This is a genomic window from Actinomadura madurae, from assembly GCF_047130825.1.
In the GTDB taxonomy this organism is placed as follows: domain Bacteria; phylum Actinomycetota; class Actinomycetes; order Streptosporangiales; family Streptosporangiaceae; genus Spirillospora; species Spirillospora madurae.
In genome coordinates this window covers 1,676,481-1,696,493 of record NZ_CP083237.1, presented here as the reverse complement: position 1 = coordinate 1,696,493, position 20,013 = coordinate 1,676,481, and the positions used below count along the sequence as shown (strand labels likewise).

18 protein-coding genes and 1 pseudogene are annotated in these 20,013 nt (G+C 73.7%); 12 read left to right on the top strand and 7 right to left on the bottom strand.

Going from position 1 to position 20,013, the window contains the following annotated elements:
• Positions 1-57 precede the first annotated feature (57 nt).
• Genes dmpG through K8Z49_RS07945 form a run of 3 tightly spaced genes read right to left on the bottom strand, consistent with a single transcriptional unit; the run spans position 58 to position 2,821 of the window.
• A complete protein-coding gene (gene dmpG, locus K8Z49_RS07955) occupies positions 58-1,083 on the bottom strand; it encodes a 4-hydroxy-2-oxovalerate aldolase (RefSeq protein ID WP_021595955.1) in 1,026 nt (341 codons plus the stop codon).
• Positions 1,080-2,027, bottom strand: a complete 948-nt coding sequence (locus K8Z49_RS07950; protein ID WP_021595956.1) for an acetaldehyde dehydrogenase (acetylating) — start codon at positions 2,025-2,027, stop codon at positions 1,080-1,082. The genes dmpG and K8Z49_RS07950 overlap by 4 nt, the downstream gene beginning before the upstream one ends.
• Complete coding sequence (locus K8Z49_RS07945; RefSeq protein ID WP_021595957.1) at positions 2,024-2,821, bottom strand: 2-keto-4-pentenoate hydratase; 798 nt, start codon at positions 2,819-2,821, stop codon at positions 2,024-2,026. Before K8Z49_RS07945 ends, K8Z49_RS07950 begins: the two co-directional genes overlap by 4 nt.
• A 93-nt stretch (positions 2,822-2,914) precedes the next feature.
• Between K8Z49_RS07945 and K8Z49_RS07940 the strand changes: the two genes are divergently transcribed.
• Positions 2,915-3,652: an IclR family transcriptional regulator gene (locus K8Z49_RS07940; RefSeq protein ID WP_075024922.1), complete on the top strand. Its 738-nt coding sequence runs from the start codon at positions 2,915-2,917 to the stop codon at positions 3,650-3,652.
• On the opposite strand, the gene K8Z49_RS07935 is transcribed toward K8Z49_RS07940, so the two are convergent.
• Complete coding sequence (locus tag K8Z49_RS07935) at positions 3,649-6,501, bottom strand: FAD-binding and (Fe-S)-binding domain-containing protein (RefSeq protein WP_412517909.1); 2,853 nt, start codon at positions 6,499-6,501, stop codon at positions 3,649-3,651. The two genes, K8Z49_RS07940 and K8Z49_RS07935, sit on opposite strands and share 4 nt — an antisense overlap.
• The gene (locus K8Z49_RS07930; RefSeq protein ID WP_412517908.1) at positions 6,498-9,338 is read right to left on the bottom strand and encodes an AfsR/SARP family transcriptional regulator; all 2,841 of its coding nucleotides are present in this window, start codon (positions 9,336-9,338) and stop codon (positions 6,498-6,500) included. The genes K8Z49_RS07935 and K8Z49_RS07930 overlap by 4 nt, the downstream gene beginning before the upstream one ends.
• A 203-nt stretch (positions 9,339-9,541) precedes the next feature.
• On the opposite strand from K8Z49_RS07930, the gene K8Z49_RS07925 reads away from it, so the two are divergent.
• From K8Z49_RS07925 to K8Z49_RS07915, 3 genes are all read left to right on the top strand, one after another.
• Positions 9,542-10,078, top strand: coding sequence for a hypothetical protein (locus K8Z49_RS07925; RefSeq protein WP_024936397.1), 537 nt, complete (start codon positions 9,542-9,544; stop codon positions 10,076-10,078).
• Positions 10,079-10,245: 167 nt separating this feature from the next.
• Entirely contained in the window at positions 10,246-10,635 is a 390-nt protein-coding gene (locus tag K8Z49_RS07920; RefSeq protein ID WP_021597095.1) for a hypothetical protein, read from the top strand.
• 174 nt (positions 10,636-10,809) lie between these two features.
• Complete coding sequence (locus K8Z49_RS07915) at positions 10,810-11,265, top strand: DUF732 domain-containing protein (protein ID WP_021597096.1); 456 nt, start codon at positions 10,810-10,812, stop codon at positions 11,263-11,265.
• Here the strand turns inward: K8Z49_RS07915 and K8Z49_RS07910 are convergent.
• A complete protein-coding gene (locus tag K8Z49_RS07910) occupies positions 11,246-12,199 on the bottom strand; it encodes a helix-turn-helix transcriptional regulator (protein WP_075024926.1) in 954 nt (317 codons plus the stop codon). The two genes, K8Z49_RS07915 and K8Z49_RS07910, sit on opposite strands and share 20 nt — an antisense overlap.
• 61 nt (positions 12,200-12,260) lie before the next feature.
• Between K8Z49_RS07910 and K8Z49_RS07905 the strand changes: the two genes are divergently transcribed.
• From K8Z49_RS07905 to K8Z49_RS07890, 4 genes are read left to right on the top strand one after another with little or no spacing between them, the layout of a single operon-like run.
• Complete coding sequence (locus K8Z49_RS07905) at positions 12,261-13,379, top strand: epoxide hydrolase family protein (RefSeq protein WP_075024927.1); 1,119 nt, start codon at positions 12,261-12,263, stop codon at positions 13,377-13,379.
• Between the two features lie 18 nt (positions 13,380-13,397).
• Positions 13,398-14,273, top strand: coding sequence for a Gfo/Idh/MocA family protein (locus K8Z49_RS07900; RefSeq protein ID WP_024936398.1), 876 nt, complete (start codon positions 13,398-13,400; stop codon positions 14,271-14,273).
• A 50-nt stretch (positions 14,274-14,323) separates the two neighbouring features.
• Positions 14,324-14,716: a rhodanese-like domain-containing protein gene (locus tag K8Z49_RS07895; RefSeq protein WP_021597100.1), complete on the top strand. Its 393-nt coding sequence runs from the start codon at positions 14,324-14,326 to the stop codon at positions 14,714-14,716.
• Positions 14,713-15,225, top strand: a complete 513-nt coding sequence (locus tag K8Z49_RS07890) for an NADPH-dependent FMN reductase (RefSeq protein WP_024936400.1) — start codon at positions 14,713-14,715, stop codon at positions 15,223-15,225. The genes K8Z49_RS07895 and K8Z49_RS07890 overlap by 4 nt, the downstream gene beginning before the upstream one ends.
• Before the next feature lie 54 nt (positions 15,226-15,279).
• On the opposite strand, the gene K8Z49_RS07885 is transcribed toward K8Z49_RS07890, so the two are convergent.
• The gene (locus K8Z49_RS07885; RefSeq protein WP_412517907.1) at positions 15,280-15,786 is read right to left on the bottom strand and encodes a flavin reductase family protein; all 507 of its coding nucleotides are present in this window, start codon (positions 15,784-15,786) and stop codon (positions 15,280-15,282) included.
• Positions 15,787-15,969: 183 nt separating this feature from the next.
• Here K8Z49_RS07885 and K8Z49_RS07880 point away from each other — a divergent pair, with 183 nt between their 5' ends.
• From K8Z49_RS07880 to K8Z49_RS07865, 4 genes and pseudogenes are all read left to right on the top strand, one after another.
• Entirely contained in the window at positions 15,970-16,956 is a 987-nt protein-coding gene (locus tag K8Z49_RS07880; protein WP_412517906.1) for a glutathione S-transferase C-terminal domain-containing protein, read from the top strand.
• 111 nt (positions 16,957-17,067) lie between these two features.
• A complete protein-coding gene (locus tag K8Z49_RS07875; protein WP_021597104.1) occupies positions 17,068-17,859 on the top strand; it encodes a DeoR/GlpR family DNA-binding transcription regulator in 792 nt (263 codons plus the stop codon).
• A 167-nt stretch (positions 17,860-18,026) separates the two neighbouring features.
• A complete protein-coding gene (locus K8Z49_RS07870) occupies positions 18,027-19,103 on the top strand; it encodes a sugar ABC transporter substrate-binding protein (protein WP_412517905.1) in 1,077 nt (358 codons plus the stop codon).
• Positions 19,104-19,123: 20 nt separating this feature from the next.
• Positions 19,124-19,924 (top strand): annotated as a pseudogene (locus K8Z49_RS07865) (ATP-binding cassette domain-containing protein); the annotation flags it as partial.
• Between the last annotated feature and the right edge of the window lie 89 nt (positions 19,925-20,013).

Sequence of the window (20,013 nt, the reverse complement as noted above, 5' to 3'; positions counted from 1 at the left end):
CCGCGGCCGACGCCTCCCGGCGCCCGGGGCCCGCCCGGCCGAGCGGGCCCCGGGCGGTCAGGACGCGCGCTCCCGCTCGGCGGCGAGCTGGAGGGCCACGTCGATGATCATGTCCTCCTGGCCGCCCACGTACCCGGCCTCGCCGACCTTCTGCAGGATCTCGTGCGCCGGGACGCCGTACCGCTCGGCGGCGCGCTCGGCGTGCAGCAGGAAGCTGGAGTACACGCCCGCGTACCCCTGGGTGATCGCGCCGCGGTCGGCGAACGGCAGCCGGTGCAGGAACGGCTTCACCACGTCGTCGGCCGCCGCCATCGCGCCCTGCACGTCCACGCCGGTCGGGACGCCGAGCCGCTCGAACGTCGCGACCAGCACCTCGGTGGGGGAGTTGCCCGCCCCCGCGCCGAGCGCGCACAGCGCCCCGTCGATCTGCCGGGCGCCGTTCTGCTGCGCCAGGACGGAGTTCGCGACGCCGAGCGACAGGTTCTGGTGGCCGTGGAACCCGACCTGCGCCTCGTGCCCGATCTCCTTGACCAGCGCGCTGATCCGCTCCTGCGCCTCGCCGAGGACCAGGGCGCCGGCGGAGTCGACGACGTAGACGCACTGCGCGCCGCCGTCCACCATGATCCGCGCCTGCCTCGCCAGCTCCTCGGGGCCGATCCGGTGCGACAGCATGAGGAACCCGACGGTCTCCATGCCGAGGTCGCGGGCGGCGGCGAAGTGCTGCAGCGACACGTCCGCCTCGGTGCAGTGCGTCGCGACCCGGGCGACGGACGCGCCCGCGTCGTGCGCCATCCGCAGGTCGTGCACGGTGCCGCAGCCCGGCAGCAGCAGGACGGCGATCTTCGCGCGGGTCGCCTCGTCCACGGCCGCGGCGACGAGCTTGACGTCGTCCTCCAGCGAGAAGCCGTAGTTGAACGACGAGCCGCCGAGGCCGTCGCCGTGCGTGACCTCGATGACCTCCACCCCGGCGGAGTCGAGGGCGTGCACGACGCCGCGGACCTGCTCCTCGGTGAAGCGGTGCGCCATCGCGTGGCTGCCGTCCCGCAGCGTCGAGTCGGTGATCCTGATCTTGTCTTCGCTCATGAGGTGGCCTTCCTGCGCGCGAGCTGCTCGCCGACCCGGGCCGCCGCCGCGGTCATGATGTCGAGGTTCCCGGCCCAGGGCGGCAGGTGGTCGCCGTTGCCGCGCACCTCCAGGAACACCGCGACGCGGGCCATCCCGTTCCAGATGTCGCGGGGCTCGTCGAACTGCGGCTCGGCCCGCAGCGTGTAGCCGGGGACGTAGGCCGCGACCTCCGCGACCATCTTCTCGATCGACTCGGCGACCGCCGCGGCGTCGGCGTCGGGCGGGATCGCGCAGAACACCGTGTCCCGCATGATCATCGGCGGGTCGACCGGGTTCAGGATGATGATCGCCTTGCCCCGCCCGGCGCCGCCGATCTGCTCGATCGCGCGGGCCGTGGTCTCGGTGAACTCGTCGATGTTCGCGCGGGTGCCGGGCCCGGCCGAGCGGGACGCGATGGACGCGACGATCTCCGCGTACGGCACCGGGACCACCGACGACACCGCGTGCACGATCGGGATCGTCGCCTGCCCGCCGCACGTGATCATGTTGAGGTTGGGGGCGTCCGACAGCGAGTCCAGGTTCACCGGCGGGCACACCAGCGGGCCCGCCGCGGCGGGCGTCAGGTCGATCGCCGTGATCCCCGCCTCCTCGTAGCGCGGGGCGTTGGCCAGGTGCGCCTTCGCCGAGGTCGCCTCGAAGACGATGTCGGGGAGCTCCGGCTGCTTCAGCAGCCAGTCCACCCCCTCCGCCGAGGCCGGGACGCCCATCCGGCGGGCGCGTTCGAGCCCGTCCGACTCGGGGATCACGCCTACCATCGAGTGGACGTCGATCAGCTCGCTGCGGTCCAGCTTGACCAGCAGGTCGGTGCCGATGTTCCCGGGCCCGACGATCGCCGCGGTCAGCTTGCGCCCTGCACCTTGCGAGGGGGCGACCCCCCGCGCCCCCCGGGCCGCTTCACTCATTTGAGCTCCTCCCTTCCAAACCGTGCCGTCACCGACCCGATCCCGGCGAACGTCGCCGTCAGCGTCTCCCCGGGTGCGACCGGGACGGCGGCGGTGATCGAGCCGGGCAGCACCACGTGGCCCGCCTCCAGCGACACGCCGCGCTCGCCGAGGACGTTCGCCAGCCACACCAGCGCGTTGATCGGCGAGCCCAGCACCGCGCCGCCCGCGCCGGTGTCGATCAGGTCGCCGTCGCGGCGCAGCAGGCAGCCCATGAGCGACAGGTCCTGGTCGTCCAGCCGGACCGGGCGGGTGCCGAGCACGACGCCGCCGCTGGAGGCGTTGTCCGCGATCGTGTCCGGCAGTGTGATCTTCCAGTCCGCGATGCGGGAGTCGATGACCTCCAGCGCCGGGAGCACGTACTCGACGGCCGCGACGGCGTCCGCCGCGGTCGCGCCGGGCCCGGCCAGCGGGCGCCCGAGCACGAACGCGATCTCCGGCTCGATCCGCGGCTGGAGGAACCGGCCGGTGTCGATCGGACCGCTCTCCGGCAGGAACATCGTGTCCAGCAGCACGCCGAAGTCCGGCTGGTCGACGCCCATCTGGCGCTGCATCGCGGCCGAGGTCAGCCCGACCTTGTGGCCCTTGATCCGCGCGCCGCGGGCGGTCCACGCCTCGACCTGGGCGAGCTGGACCGCATAGGCGTCGGCCACCGACATATCCGGATGGTCCTTCGTCAGCGGCGCGATGGGAGTGCCGGTGGCGTACGCGTCGAGCAGCGCGGCCGCGGCCTTCTCCACGGAACCGGGGTCCATGGGCGGTCCTTTCGTCGTATGGGCAGGGCGAGCCTCTCCCGCCCGCGGCACCGCGGGCAACGCGTTCGTCCCGTGTGGTGAGACACTTCTTGCATGCCGTCGGACGACAGCTTCCTGCGCCGTGCCGTCGCGGTGCTGACCGCGTTCCGCGCCGACGACGACGCGCTCGGCGCCGCCGAGCTCGCCCGCCGCAGCCGCCTGCCGCGGTCCACCGCGCACCGCATCACCGTCGACCTGGTCGAGGCCGGCCTGCTGGAGCGGCAGGGCACGCGGGTGCGGCTCGGGCTCAAGCTGTTCGAGATCGGGCAGCGGGTGCCGCGCCAGCGGGTGCTGCGGGACGCCGCCGTCCCCTACATGTCGGACCTGCGGGAGGCGACGCGGCAGACCGTCCACCTGGCGGTGCTGGAGGGCGGCGAGGTGGTGTACGTGGAGATCCTCGGCTCCTCCGGCGGGCCGCGGCTCCCGTCCCAGGTCGGCGGCAGGCTGCCCGCGCACGTCACCGGGGTCGGCAAGGCGATCCTGGCGTTCTCCCCGCCGGAGGTGGTGCAGGGCGTGCTGGAGTCCGGCCTGGTCAAGACCAGCGAGCGCAGCGTCACCGCGCCCGGCCTGCTCGCCAGGGAGCTGGAGCGGATCCGGCGCGAGCGCGTCGCCTACGACCGGGAGGAGTCCGGCGCGGGGATCGTGTGCGCGGCCAGCCCCGTCCTCGGCGCCGACGGCCTCGCCCTCGGCGCCCTGTCGGTGTCGGGCTGGTCGGCCACGATGCGGCTCCCGGCGGTCGCGCCGGCCGTCCACACCGCCGCGCTCACCCTGTCGCGCACCCTCGGCGGCTAGCCCTCCGGCAGGTGCCGGGCCAGCAGCTGCGCCAGGTGCTCCCCGTCGCGCTCCGCCAGCTCGCGCAGCTGCGTCCGGCAGCTGAACCCGTCGGCGAGCACCACCTCGCCCGTCCCGGTCTTGCGGACGGCCGGGAGCAGCCGGTGCTCGGCGACCGCGACCGACACGTCGTGGTGGCCCTTCTCGACGCCGAAGTTCCCGGCGAGGCCGCAGCAGTCGCCGAGCCGGGCGACGTCCGCGCCCGCCTCCCGCAGCAGGGCGGCGTCCCTCGTCCAGCCCATGACGGCGTGGTGGTGGCAGTGCGGCTGCGCGATCCCGGTGACGCCGGACAGGTCGGGCGGGGCCCAGCCGGGGGTCTCGGCGAGCAGCTCGGCCAGGGTGCGGGTCGCGGCGGCGACCTCGCGCGCCGCAGCGGCGTCCACGCCCCGCAGCAGCTCCTCGGCGTCGGACCGCAGCACGCCGGTGCAGGACGGCTCCATCCCGACGACCTTCGCGCCCCGCCGCACATGGGGGAGCAGCGCCCGGACCGTGCGGCGGGCCTGCGCACGCGCCCCGTCCAGCTGGCCGGTCGAGATCCACGTGATCCCGCAGCAGACGGGCCGCTCGGTCACCGTGACGCGGTAGCCGGCGTGCTCCAGCACCCGCACGGTCGCCCGCCCCACCTCGGGGGAGAACGCGTCGGTGAAGCTGTCCACGAACAGCACGACGTCGCCGTTGCGGCCCTCCGGGCTGCGGTGGGACGCGAACCAGCGCCGGAACGTCACCGGCGCGAACGCCGGCAGCGTCCGCCGCCGGTCGATCCCCGCGCCCCACGCGACCAGCGGTCTCAAGGCCCGCGACCGCATCGCCGCGTTCATCGCCCGGATCGCCGCGGGCGCCTTGGCCGCGAGCCGCGTCCAGCGCGGGAGCCACCCGAGGGCGTAGTGGGCGCGGGGCCGGATTCTGCCCTTGTAGCGCTGGTGCAGCGCCTCGGCCTTGTAGGACGCCATGTCGATCCCGGTCGGGCAGTCGGACGCGCAGCCCTTGCACGACAGGCACAGGTCCAGGACGTCGTGCAGGGCCTCGGACCTCCAGCCGTCCGGGCCGAGCTTCCCGCTGACGACCTCCTGCAGGACCCTGGCCCGGCCGCGCGTGGAGTCCTTCTCCTCCCGGGTCGCGAGGTAGGACGGGCACATCACGCCGCCCGCGCCGGTGTTGTCGGCGCGGCACTTGCCCACGCCCGTGCACCGGTGCACGGCCCGGGACAGGTCGCCGCGATCGTCCCGGTAGGCGAGACCGAGGCCCCGGTTCAACGGGATCAGCTGCACGGCGCGCACGTCGGCGTCCACGGGAGCGGGCCGCACCACGATGCCCGGGTTCAGCACGCCGCCGGGGTCGAAGACGTCCTTGACCTCGGCGCACAGCGCGAGCGCCTCGGCCGAGTACATGTGCGGCAGCAGCTCGCTGCGGGCCCGCCCGTCGCCGTGCTCGCCGGACATGGTGCCGCCGTGCCGGGCCGCCAGCGCGGCCGCCTCGTTCAGGAAGTCCCGGAACACCCGCGTCCCGTCCGCGCGCCCGAACGGGAAGTCGATCCGGACGTGGATGCAGCCGTCGCCGAAGTGCCCGTACGGGACGCCGAACAGGTCGTGCTCGCCGAGCAGCGTCTCGAACTCCCGCAGGTAGGCGCCGAGCCGCTCGGGCGGGACGGCCGCGTCCTCCCACCCGGCGTGCGCCTGCTCTCCCTCGGGCGTGCGCGCGACGAGGCCGGACCCGTCCTCGCGGATCCGCCACAGCGCGTCGGCCAGCGCCATGTCCTCGACCAGCATCGAACCGGTGCAGCCGGACTCGCCGACAACCTTCCCCGCGGTGGCCCGCAGCGCCCCCGGCTCGGGCCCGGCCAGCTCGACGAGCAGCCAGCCCGAGCCGGCCGGCAGCGGCGGCACCGCGTCCGCGCCGCGCCGCTCCCGGACGACGTTCGTGATCCGCGAGTCCAGCCCCTCGCACGCGACCGGCCCGTACGGGAGGATCGCCGGGACGGCGTCGGCGGCCTCGGCCATCGACCCGTACCCCAGCACCACGAGCAGCCGGCACGCGGGCTCGCGCACCATCCGCAGCCGCGCCGCCAAGGTCAGCGCCAGCGTCCCCTCGGTGCCGACCAGGGCCCGCGCGACGTCGAACCCCTTCTCCGGCAGGAGATGCTCCAGCGAGTAGCCGGAGACCTGGCGGCCGAACCGCCCGAACTCCGTCCGGATCAGCGCGAGGTTCTCGCCGGCCAGTTCCCGCAGCCGGTCGAGGAGCGCGCCGCCGGTCGCCGCGCCCGGCACGTCCCCGAGGCGCAGCCGCTCCCCGGACCCGGCGACGACGTCGAGCCCGAGCACGTTGTCGCTCGTCCGCCCGTACCCGAGCGCCCGCGACCCGCACGCGTTGTTGCCGATCATCCCGCCGAGCGTGGCCCGCGTCCGGGTGGACGGGTCGGGCCCGAACCGCAGCCCGTGCCCCGCCGCCACCTCGTGCAGCCGCGCCTGCACGATCCCGGGCTCGACCAGCGCCGTCCCGGCCTCCGGGTCGATCTCCAGCACCCGGTTCAGGTGCCGGCTCACGTCGACGACGACGCCGGGACCGACCGCGTTGCCCGCGATGGACGTCCCGCCGCCCCGCATGGTCAGCGGCACCCCGGCGTCCCGGCACACCTCCAGCACGGCCGGCAGCTCGCCGGCCTCCCGGGGCGTCACCACGACCTGCGGCGGCACGCGGTACAGCGAGGCGTCCGACGAGTACATCGAGCGCGCGAGCGCGGAATCGTCCACCCCGCTCACCCCGGCCCGCCGCAGCGCGCCCGCCAGCTCCCCCTGCTCACGATGGTCGGTCACGGTGACAACGGTAGGTCATCGGCCCGCGACGCCGCCGGGGAGGCCGCCAGGCGTGCCCGGACCCTCTCCGCCTGCGGGGCACCGAGCTGCTCGAAGATGCCGAGCGCCTGTCGCCAGAGCCGCCGCGCGGCGGCGCCGTCGCCGGCGTCCTCCTTGATCTTGCCGAGGTCGAGCAGGGCGAAGCCCTCGCCGAGGCGGTTGCCGATCGCGCGGGCGGCGTCCAGGGCCCGCCGCGAGTGGTCCTCGGCCTCCTCCCGGCGCCCGAGGTCGCGGTAGGCCCGGCCGAGCGCCCACAGCGCCCGGCTCGCCCCCCAGCGGTCGTCGACCCGCTCGAACAGCGCGAGGGCCCGCCGGGAGTGCTCGATGCCCTCGGCGGGACGGCGGACCTTCCCGCAGATCTCGCCGAGCTGGTAGCGCACCCATGCCTCGCCCCACCGGTCGCCGATGGCGCGGAAGGTCTCCTCCGCGTCCTCGCAGTCGACCATCGCGGCGCCGAACCGGCCGAGATCGGCGAGCGCCACGCTCCGCAGGGTGCGGGCGGACGCCTCGATCCACGGTTCGCCGATCTCACGGCCGATGGCGATGGCCGCCGCGAACCGCTCGAACGCCTCGTCGAAGCGCCGCACCTCCCGGTAGGCGTTGGCGATGCTCGTCAGCAGGTGCGCCTCGCCGTACCTGTCCCCGCTCTCGCGGACGGAGCCGAGGCCGATGTCGTGCGTGACGATCCAGTCCGTCCAGCGGGTGCGGAGGCTGAAATAGCTCCAGAGCGTGAACGGCAGCTTCCAGGCGACGTCGTGCATGCCGGTCTCGGCGGCGTGCCGTGTCGCCGCCACGAGGTTGAGCCTCTCCGCTTCGCACCACTCCAGCGCCTCGGCGGCGGAGTCCAGGGCCGCGGGGCGGCATTCCGGCGGCGGCGGGTCCATCGGGACGCGCCGGCGGCCGGGCATCAGGACCCGGTCGGCGGCGTCGGCCGTGGACAGGTACCAGCCGAGGACCCGCCGCACGGCCGCGTCCCGTTCCGGCTCCGGCTCGTCGGCGGCGGCGCGGTCCCTGGCGTAGACGCGGAGCAGGTCGTGCAGCCGGTACCGCCCGTGCGTCGTCTCCTGGAGCAGGTGCACGTCGGTCAGCGCCTCCAGCTGCTCCCTCGTCCGCCGCCTCTCCTGGGCGGTGAGGACGGCGGCCGCGTCCAGGCTGATGTCGGGTCCCGGGTGCAGGCCCAGGAGACGGAAGGTGCGGGCCGCGTCCGGCGGCAGCGCGCGGTAGGACCAGCGGAACGCCGCGCGCACCGCGACACTGTCGTCGTCGGCCGCCGCGAGCAGGTCCAGCCGGCCGCGCTCGTCCTGGAGTTCCCGGCACAGCTCGGCCGGTGAGAGGTGCGGGCGCACCGCGGCGCGTTCCGCGGCCAGGCGCAGCGCCAGCGGCAGGTACGCGCAGAGCCGCGCCACCTCCGCCGACGCCTCGGGCTCGGCGTCGACGCGGCCGGCTCCCATCACCTCGCGCAGCAGCGCCAGCGACTCCTCCCGCGACAGGAGACCGACGGGGATCCGGTGCGCGCCCGTCCGGACGACCAGGCCGGACATGCTGCCGCGGCTGGTCACGACCGCCATGCAGTCGCCCGTCCCCGGCAGGAGCGGGCCGACCTGTTCCGACGAGGCGGCGTTGTCCAGCACGATCAGCATGCGCCGCCGGTCGAGCCGTGACCGGTACATCGCCGCCCGCTCCTCAAGTGCCGGGGGGATCGCCGCGGGCGGCACTCGCAGGGCGCGCAGGAACCCGTCGAGCACCTCGTCGGGCCGCGCGGGCGGGCCGGTCCTGCCGTAGCCCCGCAGGTCCACGAACAGCGTCCCGTCCGGGAAACGATCGCGCAGGCGGTGGGCCCAGTGCACGGCGAGGGTCGTCTTGCCCACCCCGGCCATCCCCGACATCGACGCGATGACCACGGTGCTCGGGCACGCGCCCTCCTCCGGCACCAGGCCGGTCAGCCGGGCGAGCTCCTCGGCCCGGCCGGTGAACCCCGCCACGCCCGGGGGCAGCTGCTGAGGGGCGGGCCACGCCGGCTGTCCGGGCGGCGGGACGGCCCAGACCGGAACGGCGAGGTCCAGTGACGGGTCGTTCGCGAGCACGGCATCCTCCAGCCGCCGCAACCGGGGGCCGGGCTCGATGCCCAGCTCCTCCGTGAGCACGCGCCGGGTGTCGCGGTAGACCTGCAGGGCTTCGGCCTGCCGGCCGGAGCGGTACAGGGCGAGCATCAGCTGCGCCCGGAACCGTTCCCGGAGCGGGTGCTCGGCGGCCAGGGCGCGGAGCTCGGGCACCAGCTCGCCGTGCCGGCCCAGGTCCAGGCCGGCGGAGACGCGGTCCTCGACGGCCGCCAGGCGCAGTTCCTCCAGCCGCACGGCCTCGTCGCGCAGCGGCGGGAGGTCGTCCAGCCCCGCGTAGGCGTCCCCGCGCCAGAGTGCGAGCGCCTCGCTCAGCGCGGCGTGCGCGGCGGCCGCGTCCGCCCGTTCACCGGCCTCCCGGCCCTGCCGGACCAGATCCGCGAAGCGCTGGGCGTCGAGCTCCCCTGGACGGACGGTGAGCGCGTAGCCGGGCGGGACCCTGGCGATCCGGTCCGCGCTCTCCAGCGTCCTGCGCAGCGTGTGCACGTACATGCGGAGGTTCGCCGCGGCCGACCGGGGCGGCCGGTCTCCCCAGAGAGCGTCCGCGAGCAGATCGTCGGAGACCGGGGTATTGGCATAGCGGAGCAGAACCGCGAGCACGACACGCGATTTGGACGATGTCAACTCGAAGGTCCGCCCGCCTTCGGTGACCGAGAGTGGCCCTAATATTCCGAAACGCATGAAGAGACCCCCGTCCCCCATCCCCCGTGCCGGGACCATAACACGCGACCTGCTCCGCTTCCGGCGTTCCGCATGCCCTCTTTGATGATCAGCCGTTCGGTCAATCGCCGTTCTCGCGATGATCTACGCCGCGTATACGGCGGATGTACGCGGCATTCTTAGCGTGCGGCGCGTACCGATCTTCCCGGAGAAAAGGGGATCTCATGCGGAACAAGCTCACCCGCGCGACCGCCCGCGCCGCCGTCCTCGGCGCGTCCGCCGCGCTCGCCGCGGCGGCGGCGCCCGCCGCCTTCGCCCAGGACACCGCACCCGCCGAGGGGGCCCGCGTCTGCGTGCTCAAGGCGGGCGGCGGCGCGGACTGCGGCAGTGCCGCCCAGCGCGCCGCCGCCGGCCCGTGGGCGATCAAGGTGCACCAGCACCCGTACTACGAGGGCGCGGAGGTCACCTTTTACCTGCCGAACGGCGTGAGCAAGTGCTCGGGGCCGTTCGACGTCGAATACCCGTACAACATCGCCCACAACGACTTCTGGGACAACCGGATCAGCTCCGTGCAGAGCAACGACGCCACCAACTGCAACATCAAGCTGTACGACGGGCATGACCTCACGGCGAACCAGCGGGGCAGCACCGGGTTCGCCGACTACTGCCGCCGGCTCAGCCAGCCGTCGACCTGCCTTTACCACACCGATCCGAAGAACAAGGCCTTCGACAACGTCGCGAGCTCCTTCATCATCTCCTGACTCCCCGCAATGGCCGCCCGCCTTTCCGTCGGAGAGCGGGCGGCCATCGCCGTTGCGGGGGCGGGTCGCTGGATGGCGGGGGGTTCTGCGGGAGGTCGCGGGGGAGGGCGGTAACGTCCGGAGCGACCGATACCGATCACCGCCCGGTCCGCCCTCGGAGGCCCCTCGTGCTCGCCGTCACCACCGCCGACGTACGGATCTTCCTGCATGTGCTCGCCGCGACGATCTGGGTCGGCGGGCAGATCACGCTGGGCGCCCTCGTGCCCGCGCTGCGCGGCTACGAGGGCGTCACCAAGGTCGCGGCCCGCCGCTACAACGCGGTCGCCTGGCCCGCGTTCGCCGTGCTCGTCCTCACCGGCGTCTGGAACATCACCTCGGGCGACATCGGGGGCGCCGCGCAGCGGACCCTGGAGGTGAAGCTGGCGTTCGTGCTGCTGTCGGGGGTGGCCGCGTTCCTGCACACCCGCGCCACGTCGAAGGCCGGGCTGGCCGTGTGGGGGGCGCTCGGGGCCCTGGGCGCCCTCGCCGCGCTGTTCTTCGGCGTCCAGCTCGGCTGATCGCCGGAAGTGTCCCGCACCTCCCGGGACGCCGGAACGACCAGGGTCGGGACCATCGTCCCTTTCCGTGGTCGCGCGGTCACGCCCACGCTGGAAGGTGGGCCCCGCCCGGCGCGAGGGACGGGTGAGACCCGTTCCTGATCCTCCCTCGCGGCTGCCCATCAAGGGGACGACATGAGGCAGATCATGCTCGTGGCGGCAGCGGCGCTGACGGCGGCGGTCCTGGTGCTCGGCGGTGCCGTCGCGTTCTTCAAGCTGAACCCGGACGACTCCCGCGACGCCGGACGGGTCGCCGAGACCGGCACCTCGGCGCCGGCGAACACGCCCACGCAGGAGCAGGAGCGGACGCGGACCGCGCCGCGGCCGACCGTCACGATCACCGAGCACCGGACCGTGCGGCCGCAGCCGCCTGCGGAGCCGCCCGTGACCGGGGACGCGGACGAGAACTTCCTGGCCATGATCGCCGCGGACGGGATCACGGCGCCGGACGACTGGGCGATCGAGGCCGGCAACGCGACCTGCGGCCAGGACTACGAGTCCGCCCGCGAGTACCTGACGGACGGCGGGCTGTACGACCACCACGTCCAGACCTTCCTGGACGACTGGATGATCACGCACGGCGGCTGCTGACGCCCTGCCGGCAGCGTCCGGCGAGCAGCTCCAGCGCGTCCAGCAGCTCGGGCGGGCCGCCCACCTCGAACCCGGCGTCGAGCATCAGGACGTTGAGCGCGAGCCGGTGCGGGGTGTCGCCGCTCGCGTGGACCACGCAGCGCCCGCCGTCCAGCGGCTCGACGAGGACGGACGCCGGTACCCGGGCCGAGATCTCCGCGGCCGGCGCGTGGACGGTGACGCGCGCCTGGAAGCGCGCCAGCGCGGCGTCCACCCCGCGTGGCACCAGGTCCTCGGGAGGCGGCTCGCGCGGGGTGAACCGCGGGCCCTCGGGGGTCCGGGGGGTGAGCCGGTCGACGCGGAACGTCCGCCAGCCGTCGCGGGCGACGTCCCACGCGGTCAGGTACCAGCGGCGGCCGGTGTGGACGAGCCGGTACGGCTCGACGTCGCGGGCGGTCTCGCTCCCGTCGTGCTTCCGGTAGCCGAACCGCAGCCGCCGGTGGTCGCGGCAGGCCGCGGCGACCGTGGCGAGGACGTCGGCCGAGACGGTCGGACCGCCCGGCGTCAGCCGCGTCGTGTAGTCGTGCAGCGCGCCGACGCGGCGCCGCAGCCGGGACGGCAGGACCTGCTCCAGCTTGGCGAGCGCCCGCACGCTCGTCTCCTCGATCCCGGCGACGGTGCCGCCGGCGGCGGTGCGCAGGCTGACCGCCACGGCCACGGCCTCCTCGTCGTCGAGCAGCAGCGGCGGCAGCGCGGCGCCCGCGCCGAGCCGGTAGCCGCCGGCCGCTCCGGGCACCGCGTGCACCGGATATCCGAGGTCGCGCAGCTTGCCGATGTCGTAGCGGACGGTCCGGACGCTGACCTGCAGCCGCTCGGCGAGTTCGGCGCCCGTCCAGTCCGCGCGGGTCTGCAGGAGCGACAGGAGGCGCAGCAGGCGGGCGGATGCTTCGAGCATGTCCCGATTCTCCTCCCGATCGCTGCAAGGATCTTGCCGCATTGCGGGAAATGCTGGGGTCATGAGCGAAGACATCCGCCCCTTCCGCATCGACATCCCGCAGGCCGACCTGGACGACCTGCGCGACCGGCTGGCCCGGACCCGGCTGCCGGGCCGGCTCCCCGGCACCGGCGCCGAGCGCGGCGTCCCCGAGGACCACCTGCGCGAGCTGGTCGATTACTGGGCCGGCGGCTACGACTGGCGCGTCCACGAGGCGCGGCTCAACGAGCACCCCCAGTTCGTCACCGAGATCGACGGCCAGCGGATCCACTTCCTGCACGTCCGCTCGCCCGAGCCGGACGCGACGCCGCTGATCCTCACGCACGGCTGGCCCGGCTCGGTCGTGGAGTTCCTCGACGTCATCGGCCCGCTGACCGACCCGCGCGCCCACGGCGGCGACCCCGCGGACGCGTTCCACCTCGTCATCCCCTCGATCCCCGGCTTCGGGTTCTCCTCGCCGCTCGCCGGCACCGGCTGGGACCTGCACCGCATCGCCGAGGCGTGGGCGGTGCTGATGGAGCGCCTCGGCTACCACCGCTACGGCGCCCAGGGCGGCGACTACGGGTCGGGGATCTCCCGCGAGCTCGGCCACGTGGCGCCCGAGCGGCTGATCGGCGTGCACGTGAACTTCCTGCTCACGTTCGGCTCGCCGGAGGGGCTGGACGAGGCCGACCGGGAGCGGCTCGGGGGACTGGAGCGCTTCACATCCGACATGGGCGGCTACATGGCCATCCAGTCGACCCGCCCGCAGACCCTCGCCTACGGCCTCGCCGACTCCCCGGCCGGGCAGCTCGCGTGGATCGCCGAGAAGTTCACCGAATGGACCGAGGACGGCGTCGACCGCGACGCGCTGCTGACCAACGTCACCCTCTACTGGCTGACCAACACCGGGGGCTCCTCGGCGCAGCTCTACTACGAGGCGTCCCGCACCTGGGGCGGCAAGGGGGCCTCGACCGTCCCGACCGCGGTGGCCGTCTTCCCGCACGAGGCCGCGCTGCCCGTCCGGGCGCTGGCCGAGCGGACCGACAAGATCGTCCGCTGGACGGAGTTCGAGCGCGGCGGCCACTTCGCCGCGCTGGAGCAGCCGGACCTGCTCGTGTCCGACGTCCGGGCCTTCTTCCGGGAACTGACCCGCGGGTAGATCGTCTAGGTTTGCCCCATGAGCGATTCTGTGGCGGTGGGGCTGGTCGGGGCGGGGCCCTGGGCCGGGATGGTGCACGCGCCCGCGCTGGCGGCGGGGCCGGCCACCCGGCTCGCGGGCGTGTGGGCGCGGCGTCCGGAGGCGTCGGCCGAGCTGGCCGGCAAGCACGGCGCGCCCTCGTTCGCGCGGATCGAGGAGCTGTTCGACGCCTGCGAGGCCGTCGCGTTCTCCGTCCCGCCGGACGTCCAGGCCGGCCTCGCCGCCCGGGCCGCCCGGGCGGGCAAGGCCGTCCTGCTGGAGAAGCCCCTCGCCATGGACCTGGACGGCGCCCGCCGGGTCGCCGGCGCGATCGCCGAGGCGGGCGTCGTCTCGCAGATGGTCTTCACGCTGCGCTACTCGCGGGCGGCCCGCGCCTTCCTCGCCCGCGCGGCGGAGCTGGAGCCGTTCGGCGGCTACGGGTCGTTCGTCTCCTCCGTGCTGAGCGGCGGGCCCTTCGCCACCCCGTGGCGGCTGGAGAAGGGCGCGCTGCTCGACCTCGGCCCGCACATCGTCGACCTGCTGGACGCCTCGCTCGGCCGGGTCGCCGGCGTCCGCGCGCACGGCGACCCCCTCGGCTGGGTCGGGCTGACGCTGGAGCACGAGGGCGGCGCGGTCAGCCAGGCGTCGGTGTCGATGGCGGGACACGGGGAACTGCCGCCCGCACGTGTCGAGGTGTACGGGCGCAACGGGCACGCGCAGCTCGACTGGTCGCAGCTCGGCGACGACGCGTTCGCGACGATGGTGGCGGAGTTCGCGGCGGCGGTCCGCGGCGGGCCGAGCCCGCTGCTGGACGCCGCGCACGGCCTGCGGATCCAGGAGGTCCTCGCCGCGGCCGAGGCCCAGCTGGCGGGTTAGCGCAGATTCCCGATTGGCTTCATAGGAAATAGCCTGCCATCCTGGATCCCATGGCTCGCACCATCGATGAGATCCTCGCCGAAGCCCGCGGCAGGCTGGAACGCGTCCACCCCGACCAGGCCCACGCCGAGGCGCGCGACGGGGCGGTCCTCGTCGACATCCGCCCGTCGGCCCAGCGCGCCGACGAGGGCGAGGTGCCCGGCGCGCTGATCGTCGAGCGCAACGTCCTGGAATGGCGGTTCGACCCGTCCTCGGCCGCCCGCCTGCCGGAGGCCACCGGCCACGACCTGCGCGTCATCGTGCTCTGCTCGGAGGGCTACACCTCCAGCCTCGCCGCCGCGTCCCTGCACGACCTCGGCCTGGCCCGCGCGACCGACGTCGTCGGCGGGTTCAAGGCGTGGCGCGCGGCGGGCCTCCCGACGACCGGGGGAGCGGGCCGTTGAGCGTCGTCGCGCTGGTGGGCAACCCGCGACCCGGGTCCCGCACGCTCGGGGTGGCGCACACGGCCGTGCGGGCGGTGCAGGAGCGGATCGAGAAGGCGGGCGGGGCACGGACCGTCGACCTGTCGGCGCTGGCGTCCGGCCTGCTCAGCGCCGACCCGCCGCCCGAGGTGCGGGACGCGCTGGACACCGTCGGCGGCGCGGACGTGCTGGTGGTGGCGAGCCCGACCTACAAGGCCACCTACACCGGGCTGCTGAAGGTGTTCCTCGACCGGTTCGGCGCGGGCTCGCTCGCGTCCACGGCCGCCCTGCCGCTGCTGGTCATGGGCGACGCCAAGCACTCCCTCGCCGTGGAGACGCACCTGCGCCCGCTCCTGGTCGAGCTGGGCGCGCACGTCCCGACCCCGGGGCTGGCCCTGCTGGAGTCCCAGATCCCGGACGCCGACGAGGTGGTCGGCGCCTGGATCGCCCGGATCGCCCCGCAGGTCACCGGCTTCCTCGCCGCCCGCTGACGGCCCGCCCGCCGAGCCCGTCCCGGATCCGGGGGGCCTCGGCGTCGCGGCGGCTCAGGAGTGGGGGAGGAAGTGGCCGAAGAGCCCGCGCTGGTAGAGCAGCGGGCGATCGTCGTCCCTCGGCTCGGCGCGCGTGACGAGACCGACGACGAGGATGTGGTCGCCGATGTCCATCACGGTGTGCGGGACGCAGTGCAGGTGCGCGCAGACGCCGTCCAGCAGGGGGACGCCGTCCTCGCCCGCGTGCCAGGCCGTGGGCGCGGTGAACCGGTCCACGCCGCGCCGGGCGAACCGCGACGCCAGCGCGGCCTGGTCGCCCGCCAGGATGTTCACCGCGAAGCGGTCGGCGGCGCGGATGGCCGGCCAGGTCGTGGAGGCGCGGTCGACATAGAACGAGACGAGGGGCGGATCGAGGCTGACCGAGGAGAAGGACGTGGCGGTGAGGCCGGCCGGCGCGCCGCCGGACCGGGCGGTGACGATGACGACGCCGGCCGCGTGCAGGGCGAGGGCCCGGCGGAACCGTGCGGGGTCCACCGCCTGGGCCGGCAGGATCTCGGTCATCAGGTCGTTCCTCCGGATCGGGCCATAACTCGATATTACCTACCAACTAGATAGGAAATGGGCCGCGGATGCCACCCCTGCCCGAGGTGACGTGGATCACGCGCGCCCCCCGTCCCGCCACCCGGTTGACGTCAAAATTCAGTTTTCCTACTTTGAAGGTTGTAATCAGTTGGAGGGGACGCCATGACCACGCCGAAGACCGGGCCCGCCTACGCGAGCCCCGCCGACGTCGGCGCCTACGGTGCCTACGGGCCGGGCCGAGTCGACGTGAAGAACGGATGGAAACGGCCGCTCTACCCATTCCAGGGCCGCATCACGTCCGACGGGGCCAGCGGATTCCGCGCCGAGCCCGGCCGCTACCACCTGTACGTGGCATGGGTCTGTCCCTGGGCGCAGCGCACCGCCATCGTCCGCATCCTGACCGGATTGGACGACGTGGTCTCCCTCTCCTACGTCGACGACGAGCGGGACGCTCGCGGCTGGGCGTTCCGCGAGCGGCGCGGCGCCGACCCGGTCAACGGCTTCAGGTTCCTGCAGGAGGCGTACGAGGCCACCGAGCCCGGCTACCCGGGCCACCTGTCGGTGCCCGTCCTCTGGGACCGCGAGACGGGACGGATCGTCAGCAACCACTTCCCCGACATCACGATCGACCTCGGCACGGCGTTCACCGAGTGGGCCGATCCGTCGGTGCGGCTCTACCCGCCCGAACTCCGCCCCGAGATCGACTACCTGAACGCCTACATCTACGAGCACGTCAACGACGGGACCTACAAGGTCGCCGGGGCCACCACCCAGGACGCCTACGAGGACGCCCGCGAAGGGCTCATCACGGCGCTGGAGCTGCTGGAGGAGCGGCTCGACTCCCGCCGATTCCTGCACGGCGGCACGATCACCGAATCGGACGTCCGCCTGTGGGTGACCCTGGCGCGCTTCGACCTGCTCTACAACCCCCTCGGCCGGATCAGCGAGCGGGGGCTGACCGACTTCCCGAACCTGTGGGGCTACGCCCGCGACCTCTATCAGCGGCCCGCCTTCCGCGACACGACCGACTTCTCCGCCTTCCACGTGGACAAGCCGCCCTTCCTCAACGACGGCCCGCTGCGCATCGGGGTGGAGCCGTACAAGGCCGACTGGGACGCCCCGCACGACCGCGAGCACCTCACCCGGTGATCATTCAGACCCGCCGGTCGATGACCGGGGGAGTTGAGGTCTTAACATTCATGATGTTAACTTTCTGTCCTGGCGTCGCGCGCGAGCGCCGTCCGGACGGAGGAGCGGGGCATGAGCGACCGGCATCGGCGGGCGCCCGCCGAGCGGCGGGACGCCATCGCCGAGGCGGTGCTCGCCCGTGGCTCGGGGACGGCGGCGGAGTTCGCCGAGCGGTTCGGCGTCAGCCTCATGACGATCCACCGTGACCTGGACGAGCTGGAACGGCAGGGCGTCGTCCGCAAGTACCGCGGCGGGGTCACCGCCCTGCGGTCGGGGGTCTTCGAGAGCAGCGTCGCCTACCGGGCCTTGTCGATGCGCGAGGAGAAGGAGGCCATCGCCGCGGCGGCCGTGGAATTGGTCGAACCCGGCATGGCGGTCATGCTCGACGACTCGACGACGGCCCTGGCCGTCGGCCGGCGGCTCCGCGACCTCGCCCCGCTGACGATCGTCACCAACTTCCTCGACGGGCTCAACCTGCTGGCCGCGGCGGAGGGCATCCGGCTGATCGCCCTCGGCGGCGACCACGACCCCCTGCACAACTCGTTCATGGGCGTCTCGTGCGTGGAGATGATCGAGTCCCTGCGGGCCGACCTGTGCTTCGTGTCGGCGTCGGCGGTGTCGGGCGGCGACGTCTGCCACCAGGAGCAGCGGGTCGTCGGGGTGAAGCGGGCCATGCTGCGCAGCGCCGTGCGCAGCGTCCTGCTGGTGGACCACACGAAGCTGGGCCGCACCGCGCTCCACCGGGTGGCCCCGCTCTCCGCCTTCGACCGCGTGATCGTGGACGACGGTGCCTCGCCCGCCGCGCTCGGGGACCTCGCGAACCGCCAGGTGGAGTACGCGGTCGCCGCCCGCTCGCGCCGCTGACCGGGCGTTAGAACTAACACCCAAGACCAAGTTACTTAACGTCCGAGTGTTGACAGTTCTAACGTTTCTAGTGTTACGTTCTCACCGCGACGGGCGGTGGCCCCGGTCACACGGCCGCCGCATCGGCTCCCCGCCCTTCTTCACGGGCGTACACCGAGGAGAACTCAGTGAAGAAGCACTCCCTCAGGACGGCGGCCGCGACGGCCGCGGCGCTCGCCGTGCTCGCCCCGATAGCGGCGTGCTCGTCCAAGAGCCCGGGATCCGGCGGCGGCGACGCGAAGAACGCCAAGATCGCGTTCCTCATGCCGGACATCGCCTCGACCCGCTACGAGCTGTACGACGCCCCCCTGTTCAAGGCGAAGACCAAGGAGCTGTGCGGCGGCTGCACGGTGCTGTACCAGAACGCCGGCGCCGACGCGTCCAAGCAGCAGCAGCAGGCGAGCTCGGTGCTCGCCCAGGGCGCCAAGGTGATCGTCATCGACCCGGTCGACTCCGCCGCGGCGGCCTCGATCGTCCGGATGGCGCAGTCCCGCGACGTCAAGGTGATCGCCTACGACCGCCCCATCCCGGCGGCCAAGGCCGACTACTACGTCTCGTTCGACAACGAGAAGATCGGCGCGCTGATCGGCCGGTCGCTGGTCGACCACCTGAAGAAGGAGAAGGCCGAGGGCGGCATCCTGGAGGTCAACGGCTCCCCGACGGACGCCGCCGCCAACCTGATCAAGAAGGGCATCCACAGCGCCGTCGACCCGAGCGGGTTCAAGCTGCTCGCCGAGTACGACACCCCCGGCTGGGAGCCCGCGAAGGCCCAGGCGTGGGTCAGCGGCCAGATCAGCAAGTACCGCGGGCAGATCGCCGGCGTCGTCGCGGCGAACGACGGCACGGGCGGCGGCGCGATCGCCGCGTTCAAGGCCGCCGGCGTGGACGTCCCGCCGGTCACCGGCAACGACGCCGAGCTGGCCGCCGCGCAGCGGATCATCGCCGGCGACCAGTACAACACCATCTCCAAGCCGATCAAGATCGTCGCGGAGGCCGCGGCCAACGCCGCCCACGCCTTCGTCCAGGGCGAGACCCCCAAGGGCAACACGACGCTGTTCGGCACCCCGTCGGAGCTGTTCACCCCGACCGTCGTCACCAAGGACAACATCGGCAAGGTCCTGCTCGGCCCGGACGGTGCCCTCAAGACCGACAAGGTCTGCACCGCCGAGTACGCGGCGGCCTGCGCGAAGCTCGGCCTCCAGTAGAGATCTCCCGAAGGTTCGTCATGTCACCATCGCCCACTCCACCGGCCGGCGCGGCGGGCACCCTGCTGTCGCTGCGCGGCGTGAGCAAGTCGTTCGGCGCGGTCGCCGCGCTCACCGGAGTCGACCTCGACGTCGCCGCCGGCGAGGTCGTCGCCCTCGTCGGCGACAACGGGGCCGGGAAGTCCACCCTCGTGAAGGTCCTGTCCGGCGTGCACGCGCCGGACGCGGGGGCCATCACCTTCGAGTCGCGGGAGGTGACCATCCCCACCCCGGCCGCCGCGCAGCAGCTCGGGATCGCGACCGTCTTCCAGGACCTCGCGCTCTGCGAGAACCTCAACGTGATCGAGAACCTGTTCCTCGGCCGCGAGATGCGGGCGCTGCGCCTGGACGACGTCGCGATGGAGGTCCGCTCCCGGGAGCTGCTGACCCAGCTCTCGGCGAAGATCCCCTCGGTGGGGGTGCCGGTCGCGGCGCTGTCGGGCGGCCAGCGGCAGACGGTGGCGATCGCCCGCTCGCTGCTCGGCGACCCGAAGGTCATCATCCTGGACGAGCCGACCGCCGCGCTCGGCGTCGCGCAGACCGCCGAGGTGCTCAACCTGATCGAGCGGCTCAGGGAGCGCGGGCACGGCGTCATCATGATCAGCCACAACATGGCGGACGTGACGGCCGTCGCCGACACCGTCGCCGTGCTCCGCCTCGGCCGCAACAACGGCGTGTTCGACGCCCGGACGACATCCGCCGAGGAACTGGTCGCCGCCATCACCGGCGCCACGGACAACGTGGTGAGCCGCCGCGCCGGCAAGGCCACCACCGCCACGGAAAGCACCGCCGCGGACGACAACGCAACCCCCCAAGAAGCCGCAACCCCCGGAGGAGACCCGACGCCCGAAGGCGGCGCGGCGCCTGGAGG